This is a genomic window from Papillibacter cinnamivorans DSM 12816 (genome assembly GCF_900176335.1).
In the GTDB taxonomy this organism is placed as follows: Bacteria; Bacillota; Clostridia; order Oscillospirales; family Oscillospiraceae; genus Papillibacter; species Papillibacter cinnamivorans.
This window is the reverse complement of the sequence record NZ_FWXW01000002.1, coordinates 385,594-410,553: the sequence shown is the minus strand read 5'-3', so window position 1 is coordinate 410,553 and position 24,960 is coordinate 385,594. Positions and strand designations below refer to the sequence as shown.

General features: G+C 59.0%; 25 protein-coding genes, 1 other RNA gene and 1 pseudogene. 18 read left to right on the top strand and 9 right to left on the bottom strand.

Annotated elements, in window-relative coordinates; all coding sequences use genetic code 11:
- Nucleotides 1-15 precede the first annotated feature (15 nt).
- Nucleotides 16-720, top strand: a complete 705-nt coding sequence (locus tag B9A13_RS04840) for a hypothetical protein (RefSeq protein WP_084233910.1) — start codon at nt 16-18, stop codon at nt 718-720.
- Nucleotides 721-850: 130 nt separating this feature from the next.
- Here the strand turns inward: B9A13_RS04840 and rnpB are convergent.
- An RNA gene (rnpB, locus tag B9A13_RS04835) (RNase P RNA component class A) lies at nt 851-1,198 on the bottom strand.
- A 258-nt stretch (nt 1,199-1,456) separates the two neighbouring features.
- Here rnpB and murD point away from each other — a divergent pair.
- The 9 genes from murD (at nt 1,457) to B9A13_RS04790 (ending at nt 11,805) form a co-directional block, all read left to right on the top strand.
- Entirely contained in the window at nt 1,457-2,857 is a 1,401-nt protein-coding gene (gene murD, locus B9A13_RS04830; protein WP_084233909.1) for a UDP-N-acetylmuramoyl-L-alanine--D-glutamate ligase, read from the top strand.
- Nucleotides 2,854-3,882, top strand: coding sequence for a zinc-binding metallopeptidase family protein (locus tag B9A13_RS04825; protein WP_143806882.1), 1,029 nt, complete (start codon nt 2,854-2,856; stop codon nt 3,880-3,882). The genes murD and B9A13_RS04825 overlap by 4 nt, the downstream gene beginning before the upstream one ends.
- A 1-nt stretch (nt 3,883) precedes the next feature.
- Nucleotides 3,884-4,924, top strand: coding sequence for a M42 family metallopeptidase (locus B9A13_RS04820; protein WP_242942779.1), 1,041 nt, complete (start codon nt 3,884-3,886; stop codon nt 4,922-4,924).
- Nucleotides 4,921-5,919, top strand: coding sequence for a M42 family metallopeptidase (locus B9A13_RS04815; RefSeq protein WP_084233908.1), 999 nt, complete (start codon nt 4,921-4,923; stop codon nt 5,917-5,919). The genes B9A13_RS04820 and B9A13_RS04815 overlap by 4 nt, the downstream gene beginning before the upstream one ends.
- A 140-nt stretch (nt 5,920-6,059) precedes the next feature.
- The gene (locus tag B9A13_RS04810; protein ID WP_242942778.1) at nt 6,060-7,292 is read left to right on the top strand and encodes a methionine gamma-lyase family protein; all 1,233 of its coding nucleotides are present in this window, start codon (nt 6,060-6,062) and stop codon (nt 7,290-7,292) included.
- Between the two features lie 69 nt (nt 7,293-7,361).
- Nucleotides 7,362-8,078 carry a sporulation protein YunB gene (gene yunB / locus B9A13_RS04805; protein WP_143806881.1) on the top strand — a complete coding sequence of 239 codons (717 nt, stop codon included), beginning with the start codon at nt 7,362-7,364 and terminating at the stop codon, nt 8,076-8,078.
- Between the two features lie 42 nt (nt 8,079-8,120).
- A complete protein-coding gene (gene ligA, locus B9A13_RS04800; RefSeq protein ID WP_084233906.1) occupies nt 8,121-10,097 on the top strand; it encodes an NAD-dependent DNA ligase LigA in 1,977 nt (658 codons plus the stop codon).
- Between the two features lie 251 nt (nt 10,098-10,348).
- On the top strand, nt 10,349-11,029 hold the full coding sequence (locus B9A13_RS04795; RefSeq protein ID WP_084233905.1) for a DUF1287 domain-containing protein: 681 nt from the start codon (nt 10,349-10,351) through the stop codon (nt 11,027-11,029).
- A gap of 398 nt (nt 11,030-11,427) precedes the next feature.
- Nucleotides 11,428-11,805, top strand: a complete 378-nt coding sequence (locus B9A13_RS04790; RefSeq protein ID WP_084233904.1) for a DUF7670 domain-containing protein — start codon at nt 11,428-11,430, stop codon at nt 11,803-11,805.
- A gap of 76 nt (nt 11,806-11,881) precedes the next feature.
- Here B9A13_RS04790 and B9A13_RS04785 read toward each other — a convergent pair whose 3' ends face one another.
- The 3 genes from B9A13_RS04785 to B9A13_RS04775 all read right to left on the bottom strand — a co-directional run bounded on the left by B9A13_RS04785 (nt 11,882) and on the right by B9A13_RS04775 (nt 14,570).
- Nucleotides 11,882-12,283, bottom strand: a complete 402-nt coding sequence (locus B9A13_RS04785; protein ID WP_242942777.1) for a manganese catalase family protein — start codon at nt 12,281-12,283, stop codon at nt 11,882-11,884.
- On the bottom strand, nt 12,265-13,845 hold the full coding sequence (locus B9A13_RS04780) for a recombinase family protein (RefSeq protein ID WP_159448028.1): 1,581 nt from the start codon (nt 13,843-13,845) through the stop codon (nt 12,265-12,267). Before B9A13_RS04780 ends, B9A13_RS04785 begins: the two co-directional genes overlap by 19 nt.
- A 227-nt stretch (nt 13,846-14,072) precedes the next feature.
- Nucleotides 14,073-14,570 (bottom strand): HD domain-containing protein, encoded by a 498-nt coding sequence (locus B9A13_RS04775; protein ID WP_084233901.1) that lies wholly within the window; start codon nt 14,568-14,570, stop codon nt 14,073-14,075.
- Between the two features lie 236 nt (nt 14,571-14,806).
- Here B9A13_RS04775 and B9A13_RS04770 point away from each other — a divergent pair, with 236 nt between their 5' ends.
- Nucleotides 14,807-15,109: a hypothetical protein gene (locus B9A13_RS04770; protein ID WP_143806880.1), complete on the top strand. Its 303-nt coding sequence runs from the start codon at nt 14,807-14,809 to the stop codon at nt 15,107-15,109.
- A 281-nt stretch (nt 15,110-15,390) separates the two neighbouring features.
- A complete protein-coding gene (locus B9A13_RS14625) occupies nt 15,391-16,041 on the top strand; it encodes a D-Ala-D-Ala carboxypeptidase family metallohydrolase (RefSeq protein ID WP_084233898.1) in 651 nt (216 codons plus the stop codon).
- 290 nt (nt 16,042-16,331) lie between these two features.
- On the opposite strand, the gene B9A13_RS04755 is transcribed toward B9A13_RS14625, so the two are convergent.
- Nucleotides 16,332-16,538, bottom strand: a complete 207-nt coding sequence (locus tag B9A13_RS04755) for an alpha/beta-type small acid-soluble spore protein (RefSeq protein WP_084233897.1) — start codon at nt 16,536-16,538, stop codon at nt 16,332-16,334.
- 36 nt (nt 16,539-16,574) lie between these two features.
- Complete coding sequence (locus B9A13_RS04750; RefSeq protein ID WP_084233945.1) at nt 16,575-16,742, bottom strand: small, acid-soluble spore protein, alpha/beta type; 168 nt, start codon at nt 16,740-16,742, stop codon at nt 16,575-16,577.
- Nucleotides 16,743-17,055: 313 nt separating this feature from the next.
- Between B9A13_RS04750 and B9A13_RS04745 the strand changes: the two genes are divergently transcribed.
- Nucleotides 17,056-17,832, top strand: a complete 777-nt coding sequence (locus B9A13_RS04745) for a PhzF family phenazine biosynthesis protein (protein WP_084233944.1) — start codon at nt 17,056-17,058, stop codon at nt 17,830-17,832.
- Nucleotides 17,833-18,044: 212 nt separating this feature from the next.
- Here B9A13_RS04745 and B9A13_RS04740 read toward each other — a convergent pair.
- Both B9A13_RS04740 and B9A13_RS04735 read right to left on the bottom strand, forming a co-directional pair.
- Nucleotides 18,045-18,245, bottom strand: a pseudogene (locus tag B9A13_RS04740) (manganese catalase family protein); the annotation flags it as partial.
- A gap of 1 nt (nt 18,246) precedes the next feature.
- Nucleotides 18,247-18,705, bottom strand: coding sequence for a spore coat protein CotJB (locus B9A13_RS04735; protein WP_242942776.1), 459 nt, complete (start codon nt 18,703-18,705; stop codon nt 18,247-18,249).
- A gap of 233 nt (nt 18,706-18,938) precedes the next feature.
- On the opposite strand from B9A13_RS04735, the gene B9A13_RS04730 reads away from it, so the two are divergent.
- From B9A13_RS04730 to B9A13_RS04705, 5 genes are all read left to right on the top strand, one after another.
- Nucleotides 18,939-19,661, top strand: coding sequence for an N-acetylmuramoyl-L-alanine amidase (locus tag B9A13_RS04730; RefSeq protein ID WP_084233894.1), 723 nt, complete (start codon nt 18,939-18,941; stop codon nt 19,659-19,661).
- Between the two features lie 56 nt (nt 19,662-19,717).
- Complete coding sequence (gene radA, locus B9A13_RS04725; protein WP_084233893.1) at nt 19,718-21,091, top strand: DNA repair protein RadA; 1,374 nt, start codon at nt 19,718-19,720, stop codon at nt 21,089-21,091.
- 412 nt (nt 21,092-21,503) lie between these two features.
- Complete coding sequence (locus tag B9A13_RS04715) at nt 21,504-22,268, top strand: DUF6873 family GME fold protein (protein ID WP_084233891.1); 765 nt, start codon at nt 21,504-21,506, stop codon at nt 22,266-22,268.
- Nucleotides 22,269-22,421: 153 nt separating this feature from the next.
- Nucleotides 22,422-22,544, top strand: coding sequence for a hypothetical protein (locus tag B9A13_RS14570; RefSeq protein ID WP_278308999.1), 123 nt, complete (start codon nt 22,422-22,424; stop codon nt 22,542-22,544).
- 513 nt (nt 22,545-23,057) lie between these two features.
- Entirely contained in the window at nt 23,058-24,068 is a 1,011-nt protein-coding gene (locus B9A13_RS04705) for a tyrosine recombinase XerC (protein WP_084233889.1), read from the top strand.
- A 223-nt stretch (nt 24,069-24,291) separates the two neighbouring features.
- Here B9A13_RS04705 and B9A13_RS04700 read toward each other — a convergent pair whose 3' ends face one another.
- Nucleotides 24,292-24,795 (bottom strand): amidase domain-containing protein, encoded by a 504-nt coding sequence (locus tag B9A13_RS04700; protein WP_341456015.1) that lies wholly within the window; start codon nt 24,793-24,795, stop codon nt 24,292-24,294.
- Nucleotides 24,796-24,960 lie beyond the last annotated feature (165 nt).

The window sequence follows — 24,960 nt, the reverse complement described above, 5'->3', positions numbered from 1 at the left end:
GGTGACTACGGCACGGTGACCGACGTCTATTATGACGGCGAAGGCGGATCGGTGATCACCGATTCGGGAAAACTGTACGTAAATATCCCGGTGGCCGGAAACGGCGCGGCAACGCTGAGCGCGGCTGTAGTTTCCGACTGGAGCCTGCTGACTCCGGCCTCCACCGCAGTCAAGATCGTTGCCAAGAACGCAAGCGACGAGGTGAAGACCTTTACGTTCACGGCCTCGGTCACGCATCTGGATTCCGCGCTTCCCTTTGTGACTTACGGTTCCGCGTCTGTGACGGGCGCCGGCGCTACGGCTGCCGTTACCTACACCGCGGCGGCGGGCACTGCTGCGAACACAATGGCTTCCGACACATGGATCGTGCTGCCGGAAGGGGTCACCAGCATCGTCTGGCAGAAGAACGAGCTGACGCCGGTCACCCTGACATTTGATTCCGATTCCCTGATAACCGGCAGCACCTATTCCCTTACCAAGGCGTATTACAAGGCGTTGAGCCTGCCGGTTTCCAATGCGGCCTGCGAGCGGTTCAACCAGATGGTGGGCGCGAACCATACCTTCGCCCTGACGGACGGGCAGGCCATCGGTTCCTATGAGATCACCCTGTACGCGGTGAAAGGTGTGGGGACATATGCGGGCGGCAACATCGCTTACAGCACGGTTTCCTCCTGGGCGAGGGCCGCGGCGGACCTGACCTTCACCCTCGAAAAATCATAATCCGGTTCGGAACAATACAACGCAAAGGCATAAAACAGGGCTCCGCACGTTAACGTGCGGAGCCCTGTTTATCAAAATATTCAGATACCAAGAAAAGAGCGCCCGGCATTTTAAATGCCGGGCGCTCTTTTCTGCGAGCAAACCTGTAAGCCGGGTTCTGTCAATGACAGCCATCTGTCTAGGCCCGGCGTCGCCACCGGGCTCAAGCCACCTACCCGGGGACGGCCGGGCCGACCAATGTCCCCTCTGCGGTGTTGCTCCGGATAGAGTTTACAGGGCCGGCCGGTTCCCCGGCGGCCGGTGAGCTCTTACCTCGCCTTTCCACCCTTACCGGGAAAACCCCGGCGGTATATCTCTGTTGCACTTTTCCTGAAGTCGCCTTCGGCGGGCGTTACCCGTTATCCTTGCCCTATGGAGCCCGGACTTTCCTCGTGAACGGCCTTTCGGCGCATGCCCACGCGGCTGCCTGGTTTACTCGCAGAATTATTGTAACCGACTGTAAAGCCAATGTCAAAGGATATCTTTGTATATGCGCGAAGGGAGGAAAGATTTGCGGTTTGATTGAAATTCTGGGTAAAATACTATATAATCTTCATGCCGTCTTTCGGCCGGCAATGGGATTTGATATCCGGAAACAGCAAATTCGGCCTCCGCCGGCCGCTAAGCGGCGGAAACGGCGCAGATTCTGTCCCTGAGGGGAAAACGGGAATCCGGCGCCGCTCTTTCGGGAGCAAATATGAGCGTAACCATTCATGAGTATCTCGCGGCACTGAAGGGAAAACGAGTGGCGGTGATGGGCATCGGCGTGAGCAACACGCCCCTGGTGCAGCTTCTGCTGAAAACCGGGATTTCCGTTACCGCCTGCGATAAAAAAACCATGGAGCAGCTGGGAGACGAGGCGGAGGAGCTTATCAGCCTGGGAGCGGAGCTCCGGCTGGGGAAAGATTACCTCCGGGACCTCACCGAGGACGTCATCTTCCGGACGCCGGGGATGCGGCCGGATCTGCCGGAGCTGCTTCGGGCAAAGGAGCGCGGGAGCGTCGTTACCTCGGAGATGGAGGCTTTTTTCGAGGTCTGCCCCTGCACCCTTATCGGGGTCACAGGAAGCGACGGGAAGACCACCACCACCACCCTCATCGCGGAAATGCTCCGGAGCGAGGGGAAGAGGGTCCACCTGGGAGGCAATATCGGGCGGCCGCTGCTGTCGGACGCCGGGGGCATGAAACACGGTGATTTCGCCGTGCTGGAGCTCTCCTCCTTCCAGCTTATGACCATGGAACGCAGCCCGCACATTGCAGTGGTGACCAATCTCGCCCCCAACCACCTGGATATGCACACCTCCATGGAGGAGTATATTGCCGCAAAGGAAAATATCTTTACACACCAGAAGAAGAACGATATCGCGATATTCAACGGGGACAATGAGATCACCCGAGGGTTTGCGAAAAAGGCGCCGGGCCGCGTGCGCCTGTTCAGCCGCTTCACCGAGCCGGAGGAGGGCGTTTTCCTGCGGGGAGACACCATATGGAGCAGAAGGGGCGGAAAGGAGCGGGCGGTGCTGCCGGTTTCCGGCATCCTGATTCCGGGAATGCACAATGTGGAAAACTACATGGCGGCCATCGCGGCCACGGAAGGCCTGGTGCGGGACGAGACCGTCCGGTCTCTGGCGGCGAGCTTTCCCGGCGTGGAGCACCGGATCGAGCTGGTGAGGAAATTGGGCGGGGCGGCCTATTACAACGATTCCATCGCTTCCAGCCCGTCCAGGACCATCGCGGGGCTGCGCTCCTTCCCCGATAAGGTTATCCTCATTGCCGGAGGGTACGACAAGCATATCCCCTTCGACGTTCTGGGCCCGGAGGTCGTACGGCACGTGAAGACTCTGGTTCTCACGGGGAGCACGGCGGAGAAGATCCGGGAATCGGTGGAAAAGGCGCCGGAGTACCGGGAGGGAAAGCCGAAAATTATAATGATACCGGAGTTTGACGAGGCTGTGAAAACGGCGGCGGGGGAGGCAAAGCCGGGGGACACGGTGATTTTATCGCCGGCCTGCGCCTCCTTCGACCGCTTCAAGAATTTCGCCCAGCGGGGCGAGCATTTCAAGAAACTCGTGCAGGAAATGGGAGGAAGCGAGACATGAGCATACGGGAGACCATTCTGGCCCTGACGGCGGAGCCGGGGCCCTCCGGTTTCGAGGGCCGGGCGGCGGAACGGGCGGCGGAGCTTCTGGGGCCATACATGGACGAGGTCCGGATCGATGCGCTGGGAAACGTCATCGGCGTGCGCAGGTGCGGAAAGGAAGGAGCTAAACGGCTGCTGCTGGACGCGCATCTGGACGAGATCGGCTTTCTGATTACCGGCTGGGAGGAGGGATTCCTCCGGTTTCGGACCATCGGAGGCGTGGACGCGCGGATGCTGCCGGGGCGGGAGATTACCGTTTTGGCCGGGAAGCCTCTGCGGGGCGTCGTCATTTCCACGCCGCCCCACCTCACCACGAAAGAGACCCGGAACAAACCGGTTCCCGTGGAGGAGCTGTATATCGACGCGGGGCTTTCCCAGGAGTCGGCGGAAATACAAATCCCCATCGGAACCCCGGCTGTGTTCGCCGGAGGCTGCCGGGCCCTGGGAGAAAAGCAGCTGTGCTCCCGGGCGCTGGACGACCGGGCGTGCTTCGCCGTTCTGCTGCGGGCGCTGGAGCTGCTGCAGGGGGAAGCGCTGGAGGCGGACCTATACGTGATGGGAAGCGTCCAGGAGGAAACCGGAGGGCGGGGAGCCATCACGGGGACCTTTGCCGTGAACCCGGACCTGTGCATCGCCGTGGACGTAACCCACGGGAGAACGCCGGACGCGCCGAAAGAGCGGACATTCGCCCTGGGATGCGGCGCGGTGATCGGCGTGGGCCCCAATATGAACCGGAAAATGTCCCGGGACCTCATCGCTTTATGCAAGGATCAGGGAATTCCCTATGCCATAGAGCCCATGGCCGGGGACACGGGGACCAACGGGTGGGAAATGCAGATCGTGCGGGAAGGGATCGCCACGGCGATACTCTCCATTCCCCTGAAATACATGCACAGCCCCGTGGAGACCATCTGCCCCGACGACGCCGAGGCGGCGGCAAAGCTCATCGCCGCCTACGCCCGGTCGCTGAAGGGAGGGAACTGAGATGCACGATGAAATGCTGCAGACGCTCAAGGAGCTGTGCGCTTTAGACGGCGTGTCCGGCTTTGAAGACGAGGTGCGCTCCTATATCCGGAAAAAAGCGGAACCATACGCACAGGAGATCCGGGAGGATATCAACGGGAACCTCATGGTATTTCGCCGGGGGAGCAGCAACAACGGAAAGACCCGGATGCTCTGCGCCCATATGGACGAGGTGGGCGTCATGGTGACGGCGATTACGGACGAGGGATACCTGAAATTCGACTTCGTGGGAGGGGTGGACCGCAGGGTGGCCCTGGGAAGGCGCATTTTCCTGGGGGAGGCCCGGGTTTCCGGGGTAATCGGCCTTAAGGCGATCCACCTGGTGACCGAGGAGGAGCGGAAAAAGGTCCCGAAGCTCACGGAACTGTATATCGACATCGGGGCTTCCGGCAGGGAAGAGGCCGAGCGCCTGGTCTCTCTTGGAGAATACGGGGCTTTTGAGAGCGTGGGGGAGGAATTCGGCGAAGGATTCTTCAAGGCTAAGGCGCTGGACGACCGGATCGGCTGCGCGGTGCTCCTCAGGCTGATCGAGGAGGACCCGGCCGCCGACACCTGGTTCGTCTTCACGGTGCAGGAAGAGGTGGGGACCCGGGGAGCCTTCGGCGCCGCCTTTGCCCTAAGGCCGGACTACGCTTTGACGGTGGAGGCGACCACGGCGGCGGACATGCCCGGTCTGGAGCCCCACAAGCAGGTCTGCGCCCCCGGAAAGGGCGCGGTGCTGGTCGCCATGGACGGGGGAACCATTTACGACAGGCGGCTGTTTGAGGCGCTGCGGGAGCACGCGGAAAATAAAAAGATCCCCTGGCAGATGAAGCAGTTTATCTCGGGAGGCACGGACGCCAAGGCGATCCAGCGGAGCCGGGCGGGAGTCAGGACGGCGGGAATCGCCGCGGCGGTGCGGTATATCCACTCGCCGGCATGCGTTTTCAGTATAAAGGACCTGGACGCCCTTACGGCCCTTGCCAGGGGATTTATTGAAATCACGGGAGGAACGGAAGTATGACGGATCTATTGGAACTGACCAGAAAGCTGACGGCAATCCGGGCCGTATCCGGAAACGAGGGCGCCGTCGCCGAGGAAATTTTAAAACTGGCCGCGCCTTACGCGGACGAATGCTATACGGACATTCTGGGAAATCTGGTGGTCCATCGGCGGGGAGAGGGGAAAAAGCTCCTCTTTGCCGCGCATATGGATTCCATCGGCCTCATCGCCACTTATATTGAAAAGGAAGGCTTTGTCCGCTTCGGCAAGGTGGGAGGGATTTTTCCCGCCGAGACCATCAACACGCCGGTGGTATTCCAAAACGGCGTGCGGGGCGTGGTCTGCAAGGAGGAGAAGGCGGACCTCCAGAAGCTTGCCGTGGAGGATCTGTTCGTCGACATCGGGGCCAAAGACGAGGAGGACGCCAGGGGGAAGATCCGGGTGGGGGACACGGCGGTGTTCGCCTCGGAGACCTACCTTGCGGGGGACCGGCTGGTCTCTCCCTACCTGGACGACCGGATCGGATGTATCGTCCTGCTGCTGGCGCTGGAGCGGATCGGAAAAACGCAAAACGATTTGTATTTCGTCTTCACCTCCCAGGAGGAGGTGGGGCTCCGGGGGGCCAAGACCGCGGCCTTCGCCATCGACCCGGACTATGCCTTCGCGGTGGACGTGACCGACATCGGGGACGTGCCCGGCGTGAAGGTGAAGAACCACTGCAGCCTGGGAAAGGGCGCGGCGATCAAAATCATGGACTCCTCCTTCATCGCCCATCCCAAGGCGGTGGAGCTTCTGGAACGGGCGGCGGGAGCACAGGAAATCCCCGTTCAGCGGGACGTGATCCAGGCGGGGGGGACGGACTCCGGGGCCATCCACGTTTCCCGGGAGGGAGTCCCCTGCGGAGGGATTTCCATTCCCACCCGGTATATCCACAGCCCCAACGAGATGGCGGACCCCGGGGACATCGAGGCCTGCGTACGGCTGGTGGCGGCGGCAGCCATGCTGGAGCCGCAATAATGTCGGAAAGCGCGGGGAGGCTCGGGCGCGGGGAACGGCGGGGCGGCTTCGTCACCTGCATCCGGCGCTGGGAGCACCCATGACCTGATACCAAGGAGGAAGCGGCCATCAAGGATTCATTTGAGCTGAAGGAAGATATATTGAAGCTGGGAGACCGGGCCCAGAGCTCTCTTACCGGGCAGTTTTCCCAAATCGACGCCACAGCGGAGGAGAATACACGGAAGGTGCTCTCCGCATTCCGCAAAAACCGGGTGTCCGACGGGTATTTCGCCGGGACCACGGGGTACGGATACGACGACAGGGGACGGGACATGCTGGACGCGGTTTACGCGGACGTGTTCCGGGCGGAGGACGCCCTTGTGCGGGTAGGATTCGTCAACGGAACCCACGCCATCGCTACGGCTCTCTTCGGCGTCCTGCGGCCCGGCGACGTGCTGCTGTCCGCCGTGGGCGCGCCCTACGACACGCTCCAGGGCGTCATCGGGATAGAGGACAGGGGACCGGGGTCTTTGCGGGAGTTCGGCGTGGGATACCGGCAGGCGGAGCCCCGGAGCGACGGGAGCGCGGACCTGGACGCCATTGCCGCAGCTGCCGCGGATCCCAGCGTCCGGTGCGTACTGGTGCAGAGGAGCCGGGGGTATTCGGGGCGGCGGACCCTTTCGGTGTCCGACATCGGGGAAATCTGCGCCCGGATCCGGGCAGTCAACCCGGAAGCCGCCGTTGTGGTCGACAACTGTTACGGAGAATTCGTGGAGAGGACCGAACCCGCGCAGGCCGGAGCGGATCTTGTGGCCGGTTCTCTCATCAAAAACCCGGGAGGGGGGCTGGCTCCCACCGGGGGATACATCGCGGGGCGCCGGGAACTGGTGCGCCGGGCGGCCATGCACCTTACGGCGCCGGGGATCGGAAAGGAATGCGGACCCTCTCTGGGGCAAAACCGGCTTTTATACCAGGGGCTTTTCCTGGCCCCTCACGTGACGGCCCAGGCGCTGAAAACGGCGGTTTTCGCATCCCGCGTCATGGAGCTGCTGGGATATGGGACGGACCCCGCCCCGGGTGATATCAGGCGGGATATCGTCCAAAGGATCCTTTTCGGGGAGCCGGAGGCGCTCAAGCGGTTCTGCCGGGGAATCCAGAAGGGATCTCCCGTGGATTCCTACGTAACGCCGGAGCCCTGGGACATGCCGGGGTACGGCTGCCAGGTGATCATGGCGGCGGGGACCTTTATCCAGGGAGCTTCCGTGGAGCTGTCCTGCGATGCGCCCATGCGGGAGCCGTTTGCGGTCTATCTCCAGGGAGGACTCACCTTTGAATCGGGCAAGCTGGGAGTACTCAGCGGGGTCCAGACCCTGCTGTATCCGGAGGAAGAGTAGGAGCCAGACAGGACCCGAGGTATTCAAACAAGCCGGGCGGCGCATATACTTCTTTGGGGGTGAGAAGTGATGCGCCGGACGGACCTATACCGGAGAATGCGCCTTTATTCCGCCCGGCGGAGGAGCGGGAGAGGCGGCGGCGCGCTGTTTTTTCTGTTTTTGGCTGCGGGAGCCATTCTTGTGCTGCTGGCGGCAGGAATCTACCTGAAGCCCCTTCTCAGCAACATGGCTGTGGCCAAGGTTTCCAACTCCGTGACGCGGGCCATCAACGAAACGGTGACCGACGAGCTGAACGAGGGGGAGATCAGCTATGAAAAGCTCATCTCCTTTGAAAAGGACTCGGATGGGAAAATCACCGCCCTGCGCAGCAACATGGCGGAAATCAACCGCCTTCAGTCCGGCATCGTCATAGCTCTGGTGGAGCGGATTTCGGAGACCAACACGGCGGATCTGAACATCCCCATCGGAAACCTCACGGGGATCAGCCTGCTGTCCGGCCGGGGCTTCAGGATTCCCGTGCGCATTCTGTCCGTAAGCTCGGCCACGGCAAGCTTCGCAAACCAGTTCACCTCCGCCGGGATCAACCAGACCCGGCATCAGATCATATTGAACATCAAGGTGCAGATCAGCATCCTTGTGCCGGGGTTTTCCACTTCCGCCACGGTGGAGCAGCAGATGAACGTGGCGGAGACCGTGATCGTGGGGAGCGTCCCCGAGAGCTACACCTTCTTCAGCGGTGTGGAGGACGCCCAGCAAGCAATCGAGGATTATTTCAACCTGCAATAGACAACGGCGCATCGGCATGCGCCGGAACAATCGGAGGCGGCCATGGAAACTAAGGATGAGATCCGGAGGCTCCGGGAGGAGCTGAACCGGCACGGGTATCTGTATTACGTCAAGGACGCTCCCGTCATTTCCGACTACGAGTACGACAGGATGCTGCGGCGCCTGGAGGAGCTGGAGGCGGAAAACCCGGAGCTTGTGACGCCCGACTCTCCCACTCAGCGGGTGGGAGGGCGGCCGCTGGAGGCGTTTCGGCCGGTCACGCACGCGGTACCCCTGGAGAGCCTCCAGGACGTTTTTTCCATGGAGGAGCTCTATACTTTCGAGACCCGGATCAAAGAGGCAGGAGCGACGCCGGAATACTGCCTCGAGCCCAAGGTGGACGGGCTGTCGGTGGCTCTGGAGTACCGGGACGGTATTTTCTTCCGGGGGGCCACCCGGGGCGACGGAGTGACGGGAGAGGATGTGACGGAAAACCTCCGGACCATCCGGTCCATCCCCATGCGCCTTGCGGACACCCCGCCTCTTCTCATCGTCCGGGGAGAGGTCTATATGCCCAGACGGGTGTTCGAAACCCTAAACGAGGAGAGGGACGCCGCGGGGCAGCCCCTTTTCGCGAATCCCCGGAACGCCGCCGCGGGCTCTCTGCGCCAGCTGGATTCCAAGATCGCCGCGGAACGGCGGCTGGACATCCAGGTTTTCAACGTGCAGCTGGCGGAGGGGGTTTTTTTTGTTAGGCATTCGGAGAGTCTGGAATATCTGGCGAAGCAGTTTTTCAAGGTGATCCCGCACCGGGTGACGGACACCATGGCGGACGTGGTGCGGGAAATCGGCGTCATGGGGGAAAACAGGAACGCGTATCCCTTCGACATCGACGGCGCCGTTGTAAAGTTAAACTACTTGCCTGACAGGAGACGCCTTGGGAGCACCGCAAAGGCACCCCGCTGGGCGGTGGCTTATAAATACCCGCCGGAGCGCAAGCTCTCGCAGGTGCGGGACATCGTGGTACAGGTGGGACGCACGGGGGTGCTGACGCCCAAGGCGGTGATCGCGCCGGTGCGGCTGGCCGGCACCGTGGTGACCAACGCCACGCTCCACAACCAGGACTTTATCAGCGAAAAGGACATCCGGGTGGGGGACACCGTATTGGTACAGAAGGCGGGGGAGATCATCCCGGAGATCCTGGAGGTAGCACTGGACAAGCGCCCGGAGGGTACTCAGCCTTACTTTTTACCCAAGACCTGCCCCGCCTGCGGATCTCCCGTGACCCGGGACCCGGACGGAGCGGCGGTCCGGTGCACCGGCGCGGAATGCCCCGCGCAGCTTCTCCGGAACCTGGCACATTTTGCCTCCCGGGACGCCATGGATATCGAGGGGCTGGGCCCCGCGGTCCTTCAGCAGCTGGTTTCGGCAGGGCTGGTACACTCGGCGGCAGATGTATATTATCTGAAAAAGGAATCGATAGCGGCCCTGGAGCGCATGGGGGACAAGTCTGCGGAGAACCTCGTGGCCGCCGTCGAGGGATCTAAGGAGGCGGGGCTTTCCCGGCTTCTCTATGCCTTCGGGATCCGCCAGGTGGGTCAGAAGGCCGCAAAGCTCCTGGCCGGGTGTTATCGTCACCTGGACGATCTGCGGCGGGCCACGGCGGAGGAGCTGACGCAAATCCCGGAAATCGGGGAGATTACCGCCGACAATATCGTCACCTGGTTTCGCAATCCTCAGTCCGATCATCTCATCTCGCGGCTGCGCGAGGCGGGGGTATCCATGGAAAGCCACCTTGCATCGGGAGACAGGGGGCTCGCGGGGGAAACCTTTGTGCTGACGGGCGCCCTGTCCCGGATGACCCGGGAGGAGGCAACGGAGCGAATCGAGGCCCGGGGCGGGAAGGTCAGCTCCTCGGTTTCCAAGAAGACCACTTACGTGGTGGCGGGAGAAAACGCGGGAAGCAAGCTCACGAAGGCAGGGGAACTGGGCATCCCGGTGCTGACGGAGGCAGAGCTGGAGAGCATGCTTTCACAGTAAACATAGCAACAGAAACCGCGGACGGCATACGACCGTCCGCGGTTTTATTATATAAAGTGAAAGAGCTATACACCTATTACCGGCCGGATGGATGGCGACAGGAGATGGAAGAAAGCTTTAAAGGGAGCTGCCATATTCCTGATTGTCCCAAAGATTTCAGAAAATTGTAACGTTCCCTTAAAGAAAACTTTATTTCCGCCGGAGGTAAATGCGGTATGATACCTTCAGAAAAACCGAAAGGCGAAGGCTAGATGAAGAAGAGAAAAAGAAAGAAAAGAGGATCCGCGGCGCTGATTCTGGTCCTTTTCATTCTGGGAGGGGCGGCCGCGTTTCTGCTCTGGCAGAATCGGCCCGTCATTCATGTGGAATCTCTGGAGCTGTCCTCGGACGCGGACGGGGACGGGCTGCACGACCTTGCCGACCTGGTGGAGGGGGCCAGAGTGTCAGTGGAAGCCCGGCCGGTATACTTAAGCACTTACTATGAAGGCGGATATCCGCCGGAGAGCGAGGGCGTGTGCTCGGACGTGATCTGGAGGGCGTTCCAGCATGCGGGATACGATCTGAAGGCCATGGTGGACGAGGATATCGCGGAAAATACCTCGGAGTATCCCCGCGTGGCGGGTGCGCCGGACCCCAATATCGATTTTCGCAGGGTTGCCAACCTGAATGTGTTTTTTTCCCGGAAGGCAGCCGTCCTCACGCTGGATCTGCAGCCCGGCAACGCGGAAAACCTGTATCAGTGGCAGGGAGGAGACATCGTCATCGTCAAAAGCGGAGACCAGTACCACATCGGAATCCTTTCGGACAAGCGAAACCGGGACGGGGTGCCCTATGTGATCCACCATCCCGACGGAATGCCCCGGGAGGAAGACTGCCTTGCAGGGTGGGCGGACATACTGGTGGGGCATTACCGATTTCCCGCGGAGAAATGAAGCTGAAGATCATTCTTATATAATTAAAACGCTCCGCAGCGCCGACAGAGGCTTTCCGCTTCGAAAAGCCTCTGCCGGTTCTCTTGTATGACGCCGGATTAAGAGGAGAGTTGTATGGGTTTACGGGGCAGGATATAATCAGATTGTAAGAAAAGGAAATGAAGCGGCTCATTTAAAGCGTCAGCGTTCGGAGAAGGTTCCGGCCGCCTGGGAGCAGACGCCCGGACACGGACGACACAGGATGACGGCGCCTTAAACCGGGGCTGTGAGGGCTAATCATTCGGACATGAGGGAGTAAAATAACGCCGAGGGAGTATTTTCGGACATCAGAGGGCAAGACAACGCATACAAAGAAAGAGGAAAGAATTCAGATTCTGCGGATGGGAGGCGCAAGAGAATTGGAAGACAAACGAGGCTGGATTTTCTGGGTTCCCCGCATCCTGTCCATAGCGTTTATCCTCTTTCTGGCTCTGTTTTCCCTGGATGTGTTTGAACCGGGACTCAGCGCCGGGGAGATTGCGCTGGGATTATTCATGCACAACATTCCATCTCTGATCCTGCTTTTCATAGTGATCCTGTCCTGGAAGCGCGAGATTGTGGGCGGGATCGCGTTTCTTGCCGTGGGCGCACTGTACGTCTTTCTGGTATTTTTCAGAGCATCCGTGCCGCCGCTTACCGCCCTGACCTGGAGCCTCATCATCTCGGGGCCGGCGTTTCTCATCGGAATCCTTTATCTGGCGGGATGGATCAGAAAGAAGAGGCTCAGACAGACCTGAAAACGATCAGACAGCGGCCGCTTCCGGTCAGGGAAGCGGCCTTCTGTTTAGCTGGAATGTAAATTCGCGGGAAGGATTACGCATCGAGAGAGGGGTTTACATAATATAAATTCTTCTGGTCCAGGCGCTCCTTTGCAAGGCGCAGGCCTTCGCCGAAGCGCTGGAAGTGGACGATTTCACGGGCCCGGAGGAAGCGGATGACATTGCTGACGTCCGGGTCGTCGCTCATGCGCAGGATGTTGTCGTAGGTGACCCGGGCCTTCTGTTCGGCGGCCAGGTCCTCGGTGAGATCGGCGATGACGTCGCCCTTAACGGCCATGCCCGCCGCGCTCCAGGGGAAGCCGGAGGCCGCGGTGGGGTAGACCCCCGTGGTATGATCGATGAAATAGGGGCCAAAGCCGCTTTGCTTGATTTCTTCCTCGCTTAAATTCCGGGTGAGCTGATAGACAATGGCGCCTATCATCTCCAGGTGTCCCAATTCTTCCGGACCGCGGGATTCGCGCTGAGCATGGCGGGGGGCAGGCGGGGATAGAGGGGGAGGACCAGGGTTTCCCGCCCGCCGTTAAACCGCAGGCGTCCTTCCTTGCGGTATTCCGCCTTTTCCAGGAGGCTTCGGAGAAGACGGTTTTTTTCCTCCGGCGACGGTGCGGCGCGGTACAGCGCGGCCATAGAAACCGGAGAGGAGAGGTCAGGAAGCGGAGCGTCGGGTACCCGGAGAGTGTCCCGGAGCAGGACGAGAAGCTCCGTTTCCTTCGTTTCCAGGGTTTCTCTGCGCCGGAGAAAGGTCTCCTCGTCGTATACGCCCCGCTCCAGAAGACCGCAGAGGGAATCTTTCTGCCGGACCACAGTGTCCAGCCGCCTTCGGATCAGGCGGGAAGAATCCGGGACTGAGCCGGCGCGCGCCGGAGACAGAGGATGAGGCAGGATGTACCAGTATTCAAGGGCGGCGAGGAGACAATCCTCCGCGGCGGACAGGTAACCGCCCACCGTGGGGCAGCCCGGGGAGGGACAGAAAAGAGAATCGGGAGAGCCGCTTTTTCCGGGCCGGCGGATCATAGCGCGGCCGCACAGGGCGCAGTAAAGAAGGCCGGAGAGGGGATTTTTTTTGGAGCGGGAAACAGGGCCGGGTTTTATGGGACGGCTTTGCAGCAGGAGACGGGTTTTTTCAAAAAGCCCGGGGCTTATAAGGGGATTGTGCAGGCCGCGGACCAGAATCCAATTCTCCGGACGGGAGCGGGGACGGGAGGCTTTTATGCTTCCGTCCGCGGGCGACTTTACGGTTTTTCGGAAATTCCACCGGATCCATCCGGCGTATACGGGATTGCGGAGCATGCATCCTATGGCGGCGGGGCTCCAGACGCAGCCGCCGGGAGAAGAAATCCCCAGCGCGTCCAGGCGGCGGGCGATTTCCCGAAGGCCGGGCCGGACGCCGCCGCCGTCTGATATTTCCCCGGCAAACCAGCCGAAGACGAGGCGCACCGCGTCGGCCTCCTGGGGATCTGGTTCCAGAATAAAGCCGTTTTTTCCCTCCCGGCGAATCCTGCGGTAGCCGAAGGGAGCCCGGCTGCCCACAAATTTTCCCTCCCGAACCGAGGCCAGGCGGCCCCGCTGAAGACGCCGGTTGATCACTTTGTACTCCCGGCGGCTCATGAAAAGGCCGAACTCAAAATACTCCTCGTCAAACTCGTCGGAGGGATCAAATGTTTTCAGGGGAGTGACGATTTTAGCTCCGGCGTATTTGAAGGCTCTTGCCACCACACCCTGATCCACGGTGTCGCCCCGGGCGAGGCGCTCCACTTCCATCACGAGGACCCCCTCCCAGCACCCCCGCTCCACCTCGGAGAGCAGGCGGCGCATCACGGGCCGGGCATCGATGGATTCTCCGGAGACCAGCTCCCGGTAAACGGCTTCTATAGGGAGGGTCAGGCGGGCGGCCAGTTCGGTAAGCGCCTGCTCATGACGCAGCAGGGTGTCTCCGGGGCACCGAGCCTCGGCCTCCGCGTCGGCCCTGGATTTTCTGAGATACATGCAGTAGGGCATCTTTTGCCTCCTTTCGGAATTTGAAAATCCTTCGCAAGAAAATTGTATGGAGGCGGGCTCCGGGGTATGCCGTGAAAGCGAAAGCAGAAGAAAACAGAAAGGACCCTCCGCGGCCGGACGGGAAAACATTCCGGTTTAGGCCGCGGAGGGTCCTGACATTTCAGCTGAAGAAAGACTCAGAGCGGGGAGATTCAAAGCAGGGCGGACAGGGTCCGACGCTTCCAGACTTATGCCGGGGGATACTGGGCGTCCAGGAAATCAAGACCGGTTTTGGTCCGGAAGATTTTGCCGCGAATCCGGGACACCGCATCCGCGTCCATCCGATCCTCGGAGATGTTGACCAGAAAATCCGCTTCCACCAGGATCTGATAATCGATTCCGTCTATGCTCCCATAAGTGTGGTGATGCCCCACGAGAAAGGAAACCCGGGCCGTAAGCCCTTCGGGATATCCCAGGCGCCGGAGCATTTCCTTTGCCAGCGGGGGACCCTCCAGCTCCTGATAGTGCCCCGCGGAGGAGCCGTACTTCTCCTCGCTGGGCCGGATGCCGATATCGTGTACCACGGCGGCGGCTTCCAGGATCTCCTGGGTTTCCGGATCCAGGCCCTCCAGCTTCCCGATGGCAGCGGCAAATCCCCAAACCTTCAGAAAATGGCCTATCCGCCTCGTATCGCTTCCGAAGAAACCGATCATTTCCCCCACGAGGGGGCCGATTCGTCCGATCATATCACATGTCCTTTCCGGCGCGGGGGCCTGGAAGTATAAAAAAATAGTAGCACAGGGAGCAAGGGAAAACAAGCCGCGGATCGGGCTTAAGAGGCGGGAAGAGGACCGTTTTGCGAGGGGAAAGAGGGTTTTTCGCATCCGGCAGGTTTTCAGTGCCTTTCGGACGGCGGAGCGAGAGAGCACGGCGCTGAATACAATGGAGTGCAGGCAACTTCCGCAGCGGAAGAAGGGTACCTGTGTTAAAGAGACTGATTACTAAAATGACCGACTGGTTGAAAAACCGCAAAAAAACGGAGTATACAAAAATCATCGTCGGCTGGCTGCTGCTCAACGGCACGATCTGGACCTACCTGAGCTATTATTTGGCTTACCTGGGCAAGGAGGAAATCGCAGAATCCCTGTCCAAGGCCGTGGTCACGGAAATCCTGGGGGTTTTCGCCGTCTACGCCTGCAAGGCCCTGCTGGAAAACCTCAGTAAAAACAACCTTTGGCCGGATAAGCAGAAGAAAGTAAAAAACGACGAGATCGACATCAGCTGATCCTATGCCATATGGACCCGCCTGTCTGCCGATAAAACCGGCGGGCAGGCGGGACACAATCGTATCCAATCCCATAAGGAGGTAAAAAGCATGAGAAATCCAATGTTCAGAGGTCCGGGAAGGCCGGGTCCAGGCCCGGGCCCGGGTCCAGGCCCAGGACCGGGACCGGGACCCGGACCCTGGTGGGGCGGGGGCTGCGGCCCGGGACGCCCCTGTCCGCCGCCGTTCTGGTGGTGGGTCGGCGGCCCCTGGGGCTGTAACAGGCCCGGAGGGTGCCCCAGATGGTGATCCCTTACAGCCTCCGGACCGACGGGGACCGGAAGCTGTCGGAACATTTCCGGGTCCGGGAATTTGCCTGTCACGACGGAACGGATAAAATCCTGATTTCGGAAGAACTAAACGCGCTACTGGAAAAGATCCGGGAGCACTTTGAGGCGGCCGTTTCCATCACCAGTGCATACCGGACGCCGGAATACAACGCAAAAATCGGCGGCGCTTCTAAATCCCAGCATGTTCTGGGGAAAGCCGCGGACATCCGGGTGAACGGTGCTACCAGCCGCGAGGTGGCCCGGTACGCCGAGATACTGGAGGCGGGCGGAATCGGTCTGTACGAATACGAGGGCGGTTTCACCCATGTGGATGTGCGCAGCGGAAAGGTCCGCTGGATCCAAAAGAGCAAAAACGGAAGCGCAGAGACGATTGCCACCTTCGGGAAGGCCGAGGAGGCAGAATCCGGGCAGCCGGACGGCGCCGCGGATACGGAACCGGAGGGCGGCCGGCCCAGCAGCTGGGCGGAGGAGGGAGCCGAGTGGGCAACAGAGGAAAAGCTCATCCTGGGAGATGAGAACGGGAACCTCCGCTGGCAGGAGTCTTTGACCAGGGAACAATTCGCCGTAATCCTCAAGCGCTATCACGACAGCTTCGGGGACTGAACCGTTCGGGCCGCTTTCCAGCCGTCAGCAGGGAAGAGGCCCGAACCGCGTTTCACAAGAACTCCGGATGCAGACGAAGGCAACACGGCGGAGCGAAAGCATCCGCAAGGCAGATGGATTGCGCTCCATGATTAAGTCCCCGCCGCCTTTGACTGAAATTCGAACCGGAAGTCTCTTCCGCTGAAACGTATTTATGTAGTATACTATTTTCAGGATACGGACAGGCTGCAATACAATCCGCCGCCCGGAACCCGGACGGCGGACTGCTGTATTCCGGCGAAAAAGGCCTCTTACGTCAGATCCTGGCTTTCATATGCCGAAATCATTTTCTTGACCATCTGCCCTCCGATGGGGCCGCCCTGCTCGCCGTTTACGCGGGAAGGCAGGTCGCCCTTGTAATGGTCGTTGTTTTCCTTCACGTACTGGAGCCTTCCGATTTCCCGGGCGGCCTCCATTTTCAGTTTATTGAGGGCTTCCTTTGTTGCGCGGTCAGCCATTTGCCGCTCCTTTCCGGGGGAACGCGGGAAGAGACACTAGCGGCTGCCGGCGCTCTGCTCGGCGATCTCAATGGCCGTGCGAACCATCTTTCCGCAATCCCGGGACGATACCTCGCCCCAGCCTCTGGTGCTTACCGTGTCGTAAACGCCCATCCGTTTTGCGATCTCCGTTTTCAGATTTTCCGACATAATGCTTTTATGCATATCGCTTCCTCCTTTATCCGTATCCGCTGCGTTTTCAGAAAGAATCTCCGTTTCCGGCATATCGCCGAAAGGCGGTTTGCCTGTGTCCTCCTGTTTCCAACCCAATGGGATGCTGTGATTTCCGGCGCCGCGAAGCGGCGGCGGTGATTCATTTTCATGAATCAAATGTAGTTTTCCCGTCCAAAGAAGGATTATGAACGTTAAAATGAAGTAAAAATAAGCCGTATCAGGCGGAATTTTATCATATCAGATGGGCAGCATGCTGGAAAACGGCTGTTTTTTGACCCGACAGCCTGTCAAAGGAGAGGACGACATGAAGTATTACATTGTAGACGCCTTTACCCAGGAACCGTTCCATGGAAATCCGGCGGGAGTGTGCCTGTTGGAGGAGTGGCCGGAGAGGGACAGGCTACAGTCTATCGCGGCGGAAAACAACCTGCCGGAGACCGCGTTTCTGAAGCCGGCCGGGGGATATTACGAACTTAAATGGTTCACACCGGAAACGGAAATCGACCTGTGCGGACACGGCACTCTTGCAAGCGCGTTCGTACTGTTCCGCTTTGTAAAACCGGAGGCGAAAACGATCCGGTTTCGGACCATGAGCGGGGAGCTGACGGTGGAGAGAAGGGGAGAGCGGCTGGAAATGGACTTTCCTGCGAGACCTCCGGAAGCGGTTCCCATTCCGGAGGGACTGGAAAATGCTTTGGGAGCAAAAGTGCTGGAAACCCACCGGTCCCGTGATCTTGTGGCGCTTTTGGAAAACGAGGAAACCGTCCGGAACCTGCGGCCGGATATGGAAGCCCTGGAGCGCCTGCAGCTGGGACATGCGGCAGTGGTGACCGCAAAAGGAGAAAGCGCCGATTTTGTCTCCCGTTTTTTCACTCCGGGAGCCGGAATCCCGGAGGATCCCGTGACGGGTTCTTCCCACAGCACCCTGATCCCGTTCTGGAGCGCAAGACTCGGCAAAAATCAGATGACGGCCAAGCAGCTGTCCAAGCGGGGAGGGACTCTGTTCTGTGAAAACAGAGGGGAGCGGGTCGGGATTGCGGGGAACGCCGTATTATATCTCGAAGGCGAGATCCGGCTTTAAGAAATCTGTATTTCCGATAAAAGACAATGGAACGCAAGCATGAGAGCCGGCTGAACGGAAGGTGTAAAGCTCTCTCGCGCCGCATGTAAAGGAATTGACATCACATACAGAATGCGAGAGAGATGAAAGGTCAACATGTAAAGTAAATACACTGTACATAATTTGCACGCGACACAGGAAATATTCGCGGCGGTTCAGAGAGAATCCCGCGGTCCGGATTCTTCCGTACCTATGTCGGTGAGAAGTCCTTTCAGTTCTGGGTACGGCATGGAGTATCTCTGACTCAGATACCGGAGGGAAGCGCCCAGCTCGCCGTCCGGTCCGCCGTACTGGCTGATGATGTACGAAGCCAGCCTGGGGTTGGAATTTTTAATGTTGATGGGATACTGCAGTTTTTTCTCGTAGACGAACATACTATTTTGCTCCCCCTTCCGTGCGCTCCCAGGGCCAGGGGTCGTTAAGCCAGGTATAGCCGGTTTTCATGGTGACATTGGTCTGAACGATGGGGCCATAGAGCTTTTCGTAGCTTGCCCGGGATTCCTGATAGAGCTTCACGTAATAGGTGTAAAGCTCAAGTGCTTCCGTGTCCTCCCGATGAGTGTCCAGATACAGGCCCAAATCTACGATCGCAAAACCAAGGGCCATGAGCTCGGTGAGGGCGTTGTTTGCCAGTTCGCCGTGGGGCTCCGTTTTCTCCTGATACGGAAGATTCAGGCCCGGAAAAAGGGTGCCTTTACTGAGGCCTTCTCCCTGACCGTACATCCGCGTGTTGCTCTGCTGAAACGGGATATACGGGAAGGCGAGGGGCGCGCATTCGGGAAGGATACCGCTCCGATACCCGCAGGCGCTGCCCGTGCCGTTTTCAGAATTCAAATCTGTTCCTCCTTCTGCTTTATTTGAAAGACATCTGTCTTCCATCTATTTTATGATGAGGCAAGGACAATGGAAACCGCCTGAAAAACCGGTGCAGAGGCTGTACGATTCCCTTTTGGGAGGACGGCGGCGCTTTTTCGCGACAAACATCCCGATTTGCGTGGAATCCCGATTTCATTTGAAAGGAATAACAAATCGGATGTCCTCATAAGGTACAGAGGGAGGGATCCGCTTTGTTCATTCTGATTTCAAAAAGACAATGGATCGCGGCTCTGCTCTGCGCCGTTTTGATGCTGGGGGCGGGAAGCGCATGGCTTTACCGCCGGATGGCCGAGCCGGTATTTTTTCATCCGGACAGTTATTCCACGGGTACCCTGATTCTGGACGCGGGGCACGGCGGAGAAGACGGCGGAGCGGAATCGGCGGACGGGCAGGAGGAGAGCGGCCTGAACCTGGATATCGCTCTGCGGACGGAGCAGCTCATGGGCCTTTTCGGCGTGAACACGATACTGACCCGGCGGGAGGACATTTCCCTGCATTCCGAAGGGGCGGAAAGCCTGCGGGAAAAGAAAAAATCGGATCTCAAGAACCGGGTGGAGCTCATTAACGGAGTGGGGGACGGAGTTCTCATCAGTATCCACCAGAACAAGTTTCCCGACAAAAGCCTGCGCGGAGCCCAGGTCTTTTATGCCGACGAGGAGAGCAGCCTGGCTTTTGCAACCGCGGCACAAGAGATTCTCCGGGCCGTGCTGGACGACACAAACCGGCGGAAGGCTGCCAAAATTCCCCAAACGGTATATCTCATGAACCATATCACCTGCCCCGGAATCCTTGTGGAATGCGGCTTTTTGTCCAATCCGGGGGAAGCGCAGCTGCTGAAAAGCGATACATATCAGAAAAAAATCGCCCTCTCCCTGTGCATCGCCTATCTGGGATATCAGGAGACCAGGGGGTAAGCTCTGCCGGGGGAACGGGTCCGGCATAACGAATACGAAAGACGGGAAAGAGAGACATGAAGGAAAAAACAGTTTTTTTCTGCACGGAATGCGGCAACGAGACGCTTAAATGGCAGGGGAAATGTCCCGCCTGTGGGAGCTGGAACACCCTGGCGGAACGGCCGGCCGCACGGAAGGGAGCCGCCTCCGGAAAACAGAAGCCGGGGGAACGGAATACGGCCCGGCCCATCGATCAGGTGGAAGCCTCGGAGGAGCTGCGCTTTTCCACGGGAATGGCGGAGCTGGACCGGGTACTGGGCGGAGGCGCCGTTAACGGCTCCATGGTGCTGGTGGGGGGAGCGCCGGGAATCGGAAAATCCACCCTGCTGCTCCAAATCTGCGACAGCCTCTGCCGTTCGGCCACCGTTCTGTATGTGTCCGGAGAGGAATCCGTCCGGCAGCTGAAGCTGCGGGCGGACAGGCTGGGGGTGCGCGGGGAGCGGCTTCACGTCCTGGCGGAAACCCGGATGGAAGACGTGCTGGAGGCGGTTCGGGAGCTGGGGCCGGACATCCTCATTGTGGACTCCATTCAGACGATGTACAACGGGGAACTGGACACGCCTCCCGGCAGCGTGGGGCAGGTGAAGGACTGCACCCTTGCCCTCATGCAGCTGGCGAAAGGGGAAGGGATCACCGTTTTCGTCATCGGACACATCAACAAGGAGGGTTCCATCGCGGGACCGAAGGTACTCGAGCACATGGTGGACTGCGTTTTGTACTTCGAAGGGGAGCAGCACATGAGCTACCGGATCCTCCGGGCAGCGAAAAACCGGTTTGGGGCCACCAATGAAATCGGGGTATTCGAGATGCAGGATTCGGGACTGCGGGAGGTGCCCAATCCCTCGGAAATGCTTCTGTCCGGGCGGCCCGAAGACACGCCGGGAACCTGTGTGGCCTGTGTGATGGAAGGAGCCAGGCCTATTCTGGCGGAGGTGCAGGCCCTGGTCACCCCCAGCGTTCTGGGCGTTCCCCGAAAGAGCAGCAACGGTTTCGACTATAACCGGGCCATGATGCTTTTAGCAGTGCTGGAGAAACGGGGAGGACTGCCGGTAGGAGGCTGCGACTGCTATATCAACGTCGTGGGAGGCCTGAGCCTGGACGAACCCGCGGCCGATCTGGCCCTGGTGATCGCCCTGGCGTCCAGCTACCTGGACAAGCCCGTACCCACGGGGCTCGCGGCCGTTGGGGAAGTGGGGCTCACGGGAGAGCTGCGCCCCGTGAGCGCGCTGGAGCAGAGGCTGAGCGAGGCGCGCAGACTGGGATTCACCCGATGCGTCATTCCGGGGCGGAGCGCGGAAAAGCTCAAGGCCGGTCCGGAAGGACTGGAGCTTCTCCGCGCCAACAGCGTCCGGGACGCGCTGCGCACCGTTCTGAAAGAATGCGGGAAATAACCGATCCGCCGCGCCTGAGTATCGGGCGCGGCGGACGGGTCGGTTTTATAAGCCGGTAAGGGACCAGCAATATAGTTTACAATAATAATGTTATGTCTACTATTTAGCTCGGATTTTTATCACCGGACCCGGCCGGATAGGGAAGGGGAGAGGCGCTTTTTCCGCGCAGCGGGACAAAATTGACGCATGCGTTGTCGCCGGAGGGTTCTCCTGAGGAAGCGGCCCGTTCCAGGGAACAGAAGCCGTCCTGCTGGTATACGCAATGACTCGTACAGGCAATCAGGCTCATACAGCAACGTCCTTTCACCGGTTGATAAAATGGGATTTTCTATCCGTAGTTTGACCCGGGCACAAGAAACTAAACAGGATTCATTTGACAAGGATATTTTTAAGGAGAAAAGGAACGGAAAACATGAGGAGGTTTCTGAGAAAACCCAATCTGCCGGAAGGAAGAGTCCTTGCCGTACTGACAGGGGAGACCTATTTTGAAAAGCTGCGGCCCGGTCTTGCGGCAAGGGGAGCGGAGACAATCCCCGTTCCTGAGAACCCGCTTGTGGCCTCGCCGCTGCGGGGACACGCCGATTTATCGGTCTGCCACGCCGGGGAAGGGGACTGGATTGCCGCCGAATCAGTTTACATAACACTCAAGAACCGGTTCTTCACGGCCTGGGGGGAGAAGGCCGGAATGCAAAAAGACGAGGGGAGCCAAAGTCCGGAATATCCCCGCGACTGCGGCCTCAACGCGGCCGTTATGGGACGGCTTGCCGTCTGCGGAGACAAGTGCGATCCGGTGCTGGAAAAGATTTTGCTGCAAAAGGGGCTGGAAATGATCCACGTCCGACAGGGATACGCAAAGTGTTCTCTCTGTATTCTGTCCGAAAAGGCCGCTATTACTTCGGATACCGGAATTGCCGCCGCACTGCAAAACCGGGGCCTGGAGATTCTTCTCATCCGGCCGGGACATATCCTGCTGCCGGGATACGACACGGGATTTATCGGGGGCTGCTGCGGAAAACTGGGGCCGCGCAGGATCGCCTTTACGGGACGTCTGGACGGGCACCCCGACCACGAGGCGATCCTGAGGTTTATCGCGGCGCAGGGTATGACGGCGGAATATCTGACGGAGGAGCCGGTCTTTGACGCGGGCTCTCTGCTGCCTGCGCTGGAAGAGCTATGAAATTTCCCTCAATACGGCGGGGAGCTGCGGGATGCGGCGATATGCCGGAAAAGCTCCGCTGGGTTTATCGGCAAACCGCTGCGAAAAACGGAAGGGGCGGCACAGAAACGCAAGGCATTCCGGAGAGCCGGCCGGGAGAGAGCGGAGGCACGAATGGCTGTAACAGAAATGTTCAGGTACGCAGAAATCCTCCTGCCGGAGGGAGGAGGAGAAAAGAAAGACTTGACAAAAAAACTCTGCGGATTTATAATTAAACAAAATAAAAATTTTGTTTAAAATAGAGGGGAAGAAAACGACTCGGAAGGGGGGTTCCCGGGGGTTTCTCCGGGGACTTGAGCCGTTGGTTCTGCCGGATACTTCAGAACGCGGAACATGCAAAAATGAAAACCGCCTGCCGCATGGACCGTGATACGCTGCGTTATCTGAATTCTTCCGCGTCAGAGTTATTCCGCGGCGGCCGACCGGACCACGCACAGCGCCGCCTGAATCCGGCCGGCTGATTCAAAGCCAAAATTTATTGTATATAGGTGTTACGGAAATCGCGCAATTTCAGGATAAACGGTGCACAAATAAAAAATGCGTGTGATCGGTTTCACTCCATGCGGTTTTATTGTTAAACTCTGTTCCGGATGGCTTATCAAAACGACTGTTTTTTGCGGCGTGGCGATGACTCAATATAAAACGGTGAATGTCCGGGGAACGCAGCATCCGGCACGACGGATTAAAAAAGACCCGAAATAACACATACAGGGATATCGCTATATGAGATAATATTGAAGGAGGGGCGGAATGGACTACAGAAACGAAGCGCCGGGAATCCTGCGGGACTTTCTGGCCTATCATGAGACCATCAAAGGGCATTCCAAGAAGACTGTGGACGAATATTTTTTGGACCTTCGAAACTTCTTCCGCTATCTGAAGATTCGGCGGGACAAGGTTCCCCGGGAGACCGATATGGAGAACGTCTCCATCCTGGACGTGGATCTGGAGCTTGTCAAATCCGTTACGCTTACCGATATTTACGAATATATGAGCTTTTTAAGCCGGGACAAGGTGAAAAACCATAAGAGCAGGAACCCGGAATACGGGCTTAACGCGGCTTCCAGGGCCAGAAAGGTGGCCTGCATCCGATCGTTTTATAAATATCTGACCAACAAGGCGAGACTCATGGAGGAAAACCCGGTGAAGGACCTGGACTCCCCCAAGCTCAAGCGGAGTCTCCCCCGCTATCTCTCTCTGGAGGAAAGCATTATTTTGCTCTCCAACGTGGGTGGAAAGCACCCGGAGCGGGATTACTGCATCCTGACGCTGTTTTTAAACTGCGGTCTGCGGATTTCCGAGCTTACGGGACTCAATGTCTCCGATGTGCGGGAGGACCATCTGCGGGTCCTTGGAAAAGGCGGAAAGGAACGGATCGTCTATCTCAACGACGCCTGTCTGGATGCACTGAAAGCCTACCGGGAGATCCGGAGCAAGAGCGCCGTGGGAGACAAGGGAGCCCTTTTCCTCTCCCAGCAGCACAAAAGGATCAGCCGCGCAACGGTCCACAGCCTCGTGAAGCACCATCTGGCCGAGGCGGGGCTGGACAGCGATAAGTATTCGTCCCATAAGCTGCGGCACACGGCGGCCACCCTGATGCTCCAAAACGGCGTGGACGTGCGGGCCCTTCAGGAGGTGCTGGGTCACGAGCACCTCAACACCACGGAGATTTACACCCATGTGGACAACGAGGCGCTGCGCACGGCCGCCCGGGCCAATCCCCTCTCCCGGGTGCGCCGGAACAAGAAACGGAGCGGGTGATCCTGCGGGGATATCGGCTGATTCCAATATAGAACACTTGTTCTAGATTGTCAAGGCTTTTTCTATTGTTTTTCTGATTATTCGCTTGTTCAAGGTGCAGCCGATGAAGGCTGTTCCCCTCATGGATTTACATATTGCGCCATCCTGTCAAAGCGATATGATCAAAGCAAGGCAGGCCCGGTTTTTTCAGACCGGGTCTGCCTTGCTCGTTTCGGTACTTGTGCTACCGGCGGACGCCGAGGAAATGAATCAGCCGCAGCTTCTTGTATGTATAGGTGCCCAGCGGACGGTAATCCGCGTCCTGGGTGTGGGCGGCAACCAGAATATTTTCCGGGGCCGGATTCTGTCCGGTCTGGACCACCACGGGGGAATGCTGAAAAGACATTCCGTCAAAGGAAATCTGCACGATATCCCCGGGCCTTGCCTCGCTCAGGGGCGCTTCCCTTCCAAAGGGGCCGATGCTCTCCGTTTTGCGGGTCATGAAATTGTAGAGGTAAGCGACTCCGGTCCAGGCGGGGGCTTTGTCTCCGGCATTACGGTAGTACCAGCCGAAAGTGGGAGTGTAATTCATCACCCTGCTGCCGGCATAGATGCACTGGGAGGCAAAATTGGTGCAGTTTCCGCCCAAAGACCCGTAGTCATAATAGGCAGGATTGCGGGCGTATGCCCAGCGGTGCGCGTACTTGACCGCCGCGCTGCGGTTGTATTCCACGATTCTCAGCGGCACACACTCTATCCCCTTTTCCGCCGTATTAAGGCGAGGAGAGTCGAACCTGACCCGGTTTCCGGAAGCCTGACGCGCGGTTGGCTGCGTTATCCTCCTCGCCTTGGTCCATAGTATGCCGGGGCGGGAGCGGATGATACCAAGACGGAGGCAGAGCCTGATTTATTC

Excerpts from the sequence above, each read along its gene's own strand:
- B9A13_RS04775 (WP_084233901.1), bottom strand. The coding sequence starts at position 14,570 with ATGATCGGACGAATCGGCCCCCTCGTGGGGGAAATGATCGGTTTCTTC.
- B9A13_RS04780 (WP_159448028.1), bottom strand. The coding sequence starts at position 13,845 with ATGCCCTACTGCATGTATCTCAGAAAATCCAGGGCCGACGCGGAGGCC.
- B9A13_RS04705 (WP_084233889.1), top strand. The coding sequence starts at position 23,058 with ATGGACTACAGAAACGAAGCGCCGGGAATCCTGCGGGACTTTCTGGCC.
- radA (WP_084233893.1), top strand. The coding sequence starts at position 19,718 with ATGAAGGAAAAAACAGTTTTTTTCTGCACGGAATGCGGCAACGAGACG.
- B9A13_RS04750 (WP_084233945.1), bottom strand. The coding sequence starts at position 16,742 with ATGCATAAAAGCATTATGTCGGAAAATCTGAAAACGGAGATCGCAAAA.
- B9A13_RS04755 (WP_084233897.1), bottom strand. The coding sequence starts at position 16,538 with ATGGCTGACCGCGCAACAAAGGAAGCCCTCAATAAACTGAAAATGGAG.
- B9A13_RS04715 (WP_084233891.1), top strand. The coding sequence starts at position 21,504 with ATGAGGAGGTTTCTGAGAAAACCCAATCTGCCGGAAGGAAGAGTCCTT.
- yunB (WP_143806881.1), top strand. The coding sequence starts at position 7,362 with ATGCGCCGGACGGACCTATACCGGAGAATGCGCCTTTATTCCGCCCGG.
- B9A13_RS14570 (WP_278308999.1), top strand. The coding sequence starts at position 22,422 with ATGGCTGTAACAGAAATGTTCAGGTACGCAGAAATCCTCCTGCCGGAG.
- B9A13_RS04745 (WP_084233944.1), top strand. The coding sequence starts at position 17,056 with ATGAAGTATTACATTGTAGACGCCTTTACCCAGGAACCGTTCCATGGA.
- ligA (WP_084233906.1), top strand. The coding sequence starts at position 8,121 with ATGGAAACTAAGGATGAGATCCGGAGGCTCCGGGAGGAGCTGAACCGG.
- B9A13_RS04825 (WP_143806882.1), top strand. The coding sequence starts at position 2,854 with ATGAGCATACGGGAGACCATTCTGGCCCTGACGGCGGAGCCGGGGCCC.
- murD (WP_084233909.1), top strand. The coding sequence starts at position 1,457 with ATGAGCGTAACCATTCATGAGTATCTCGCGGCACTGAAGGGAAAACGA.
- B9A13_RS04795 (WP_084233905.1), top strand. The coding sequence starts at position 10,349 with ATGAAGAAGAGAAAAAGAAAGAAAAGAGGATCCGCGGCGCTGATTCTG.
- B9A13_RS04815 (WP_084233908.1), top strand. The coding sequence starts at position 4,921 with ATGACGGATCTATTGGAACTGACCAGAAAGCTGACGGCAATCCGGGCC.
- B9A13_RS14625 (WP_084233898.1), top strand. The coding sequence starts at position 15,391 with ATGGTGATCCCTTACAGCCTCCGGACCGACGGGGACCGGAAGCTGTCG.
- B9A13_RS04820 (WP_242942779.1), top strand. The coding sequence starts at position 3,884 with ATGCACGATGAAATGCTGCAGACGCTCAAGGAGCTGTGCGCTTTAGAC.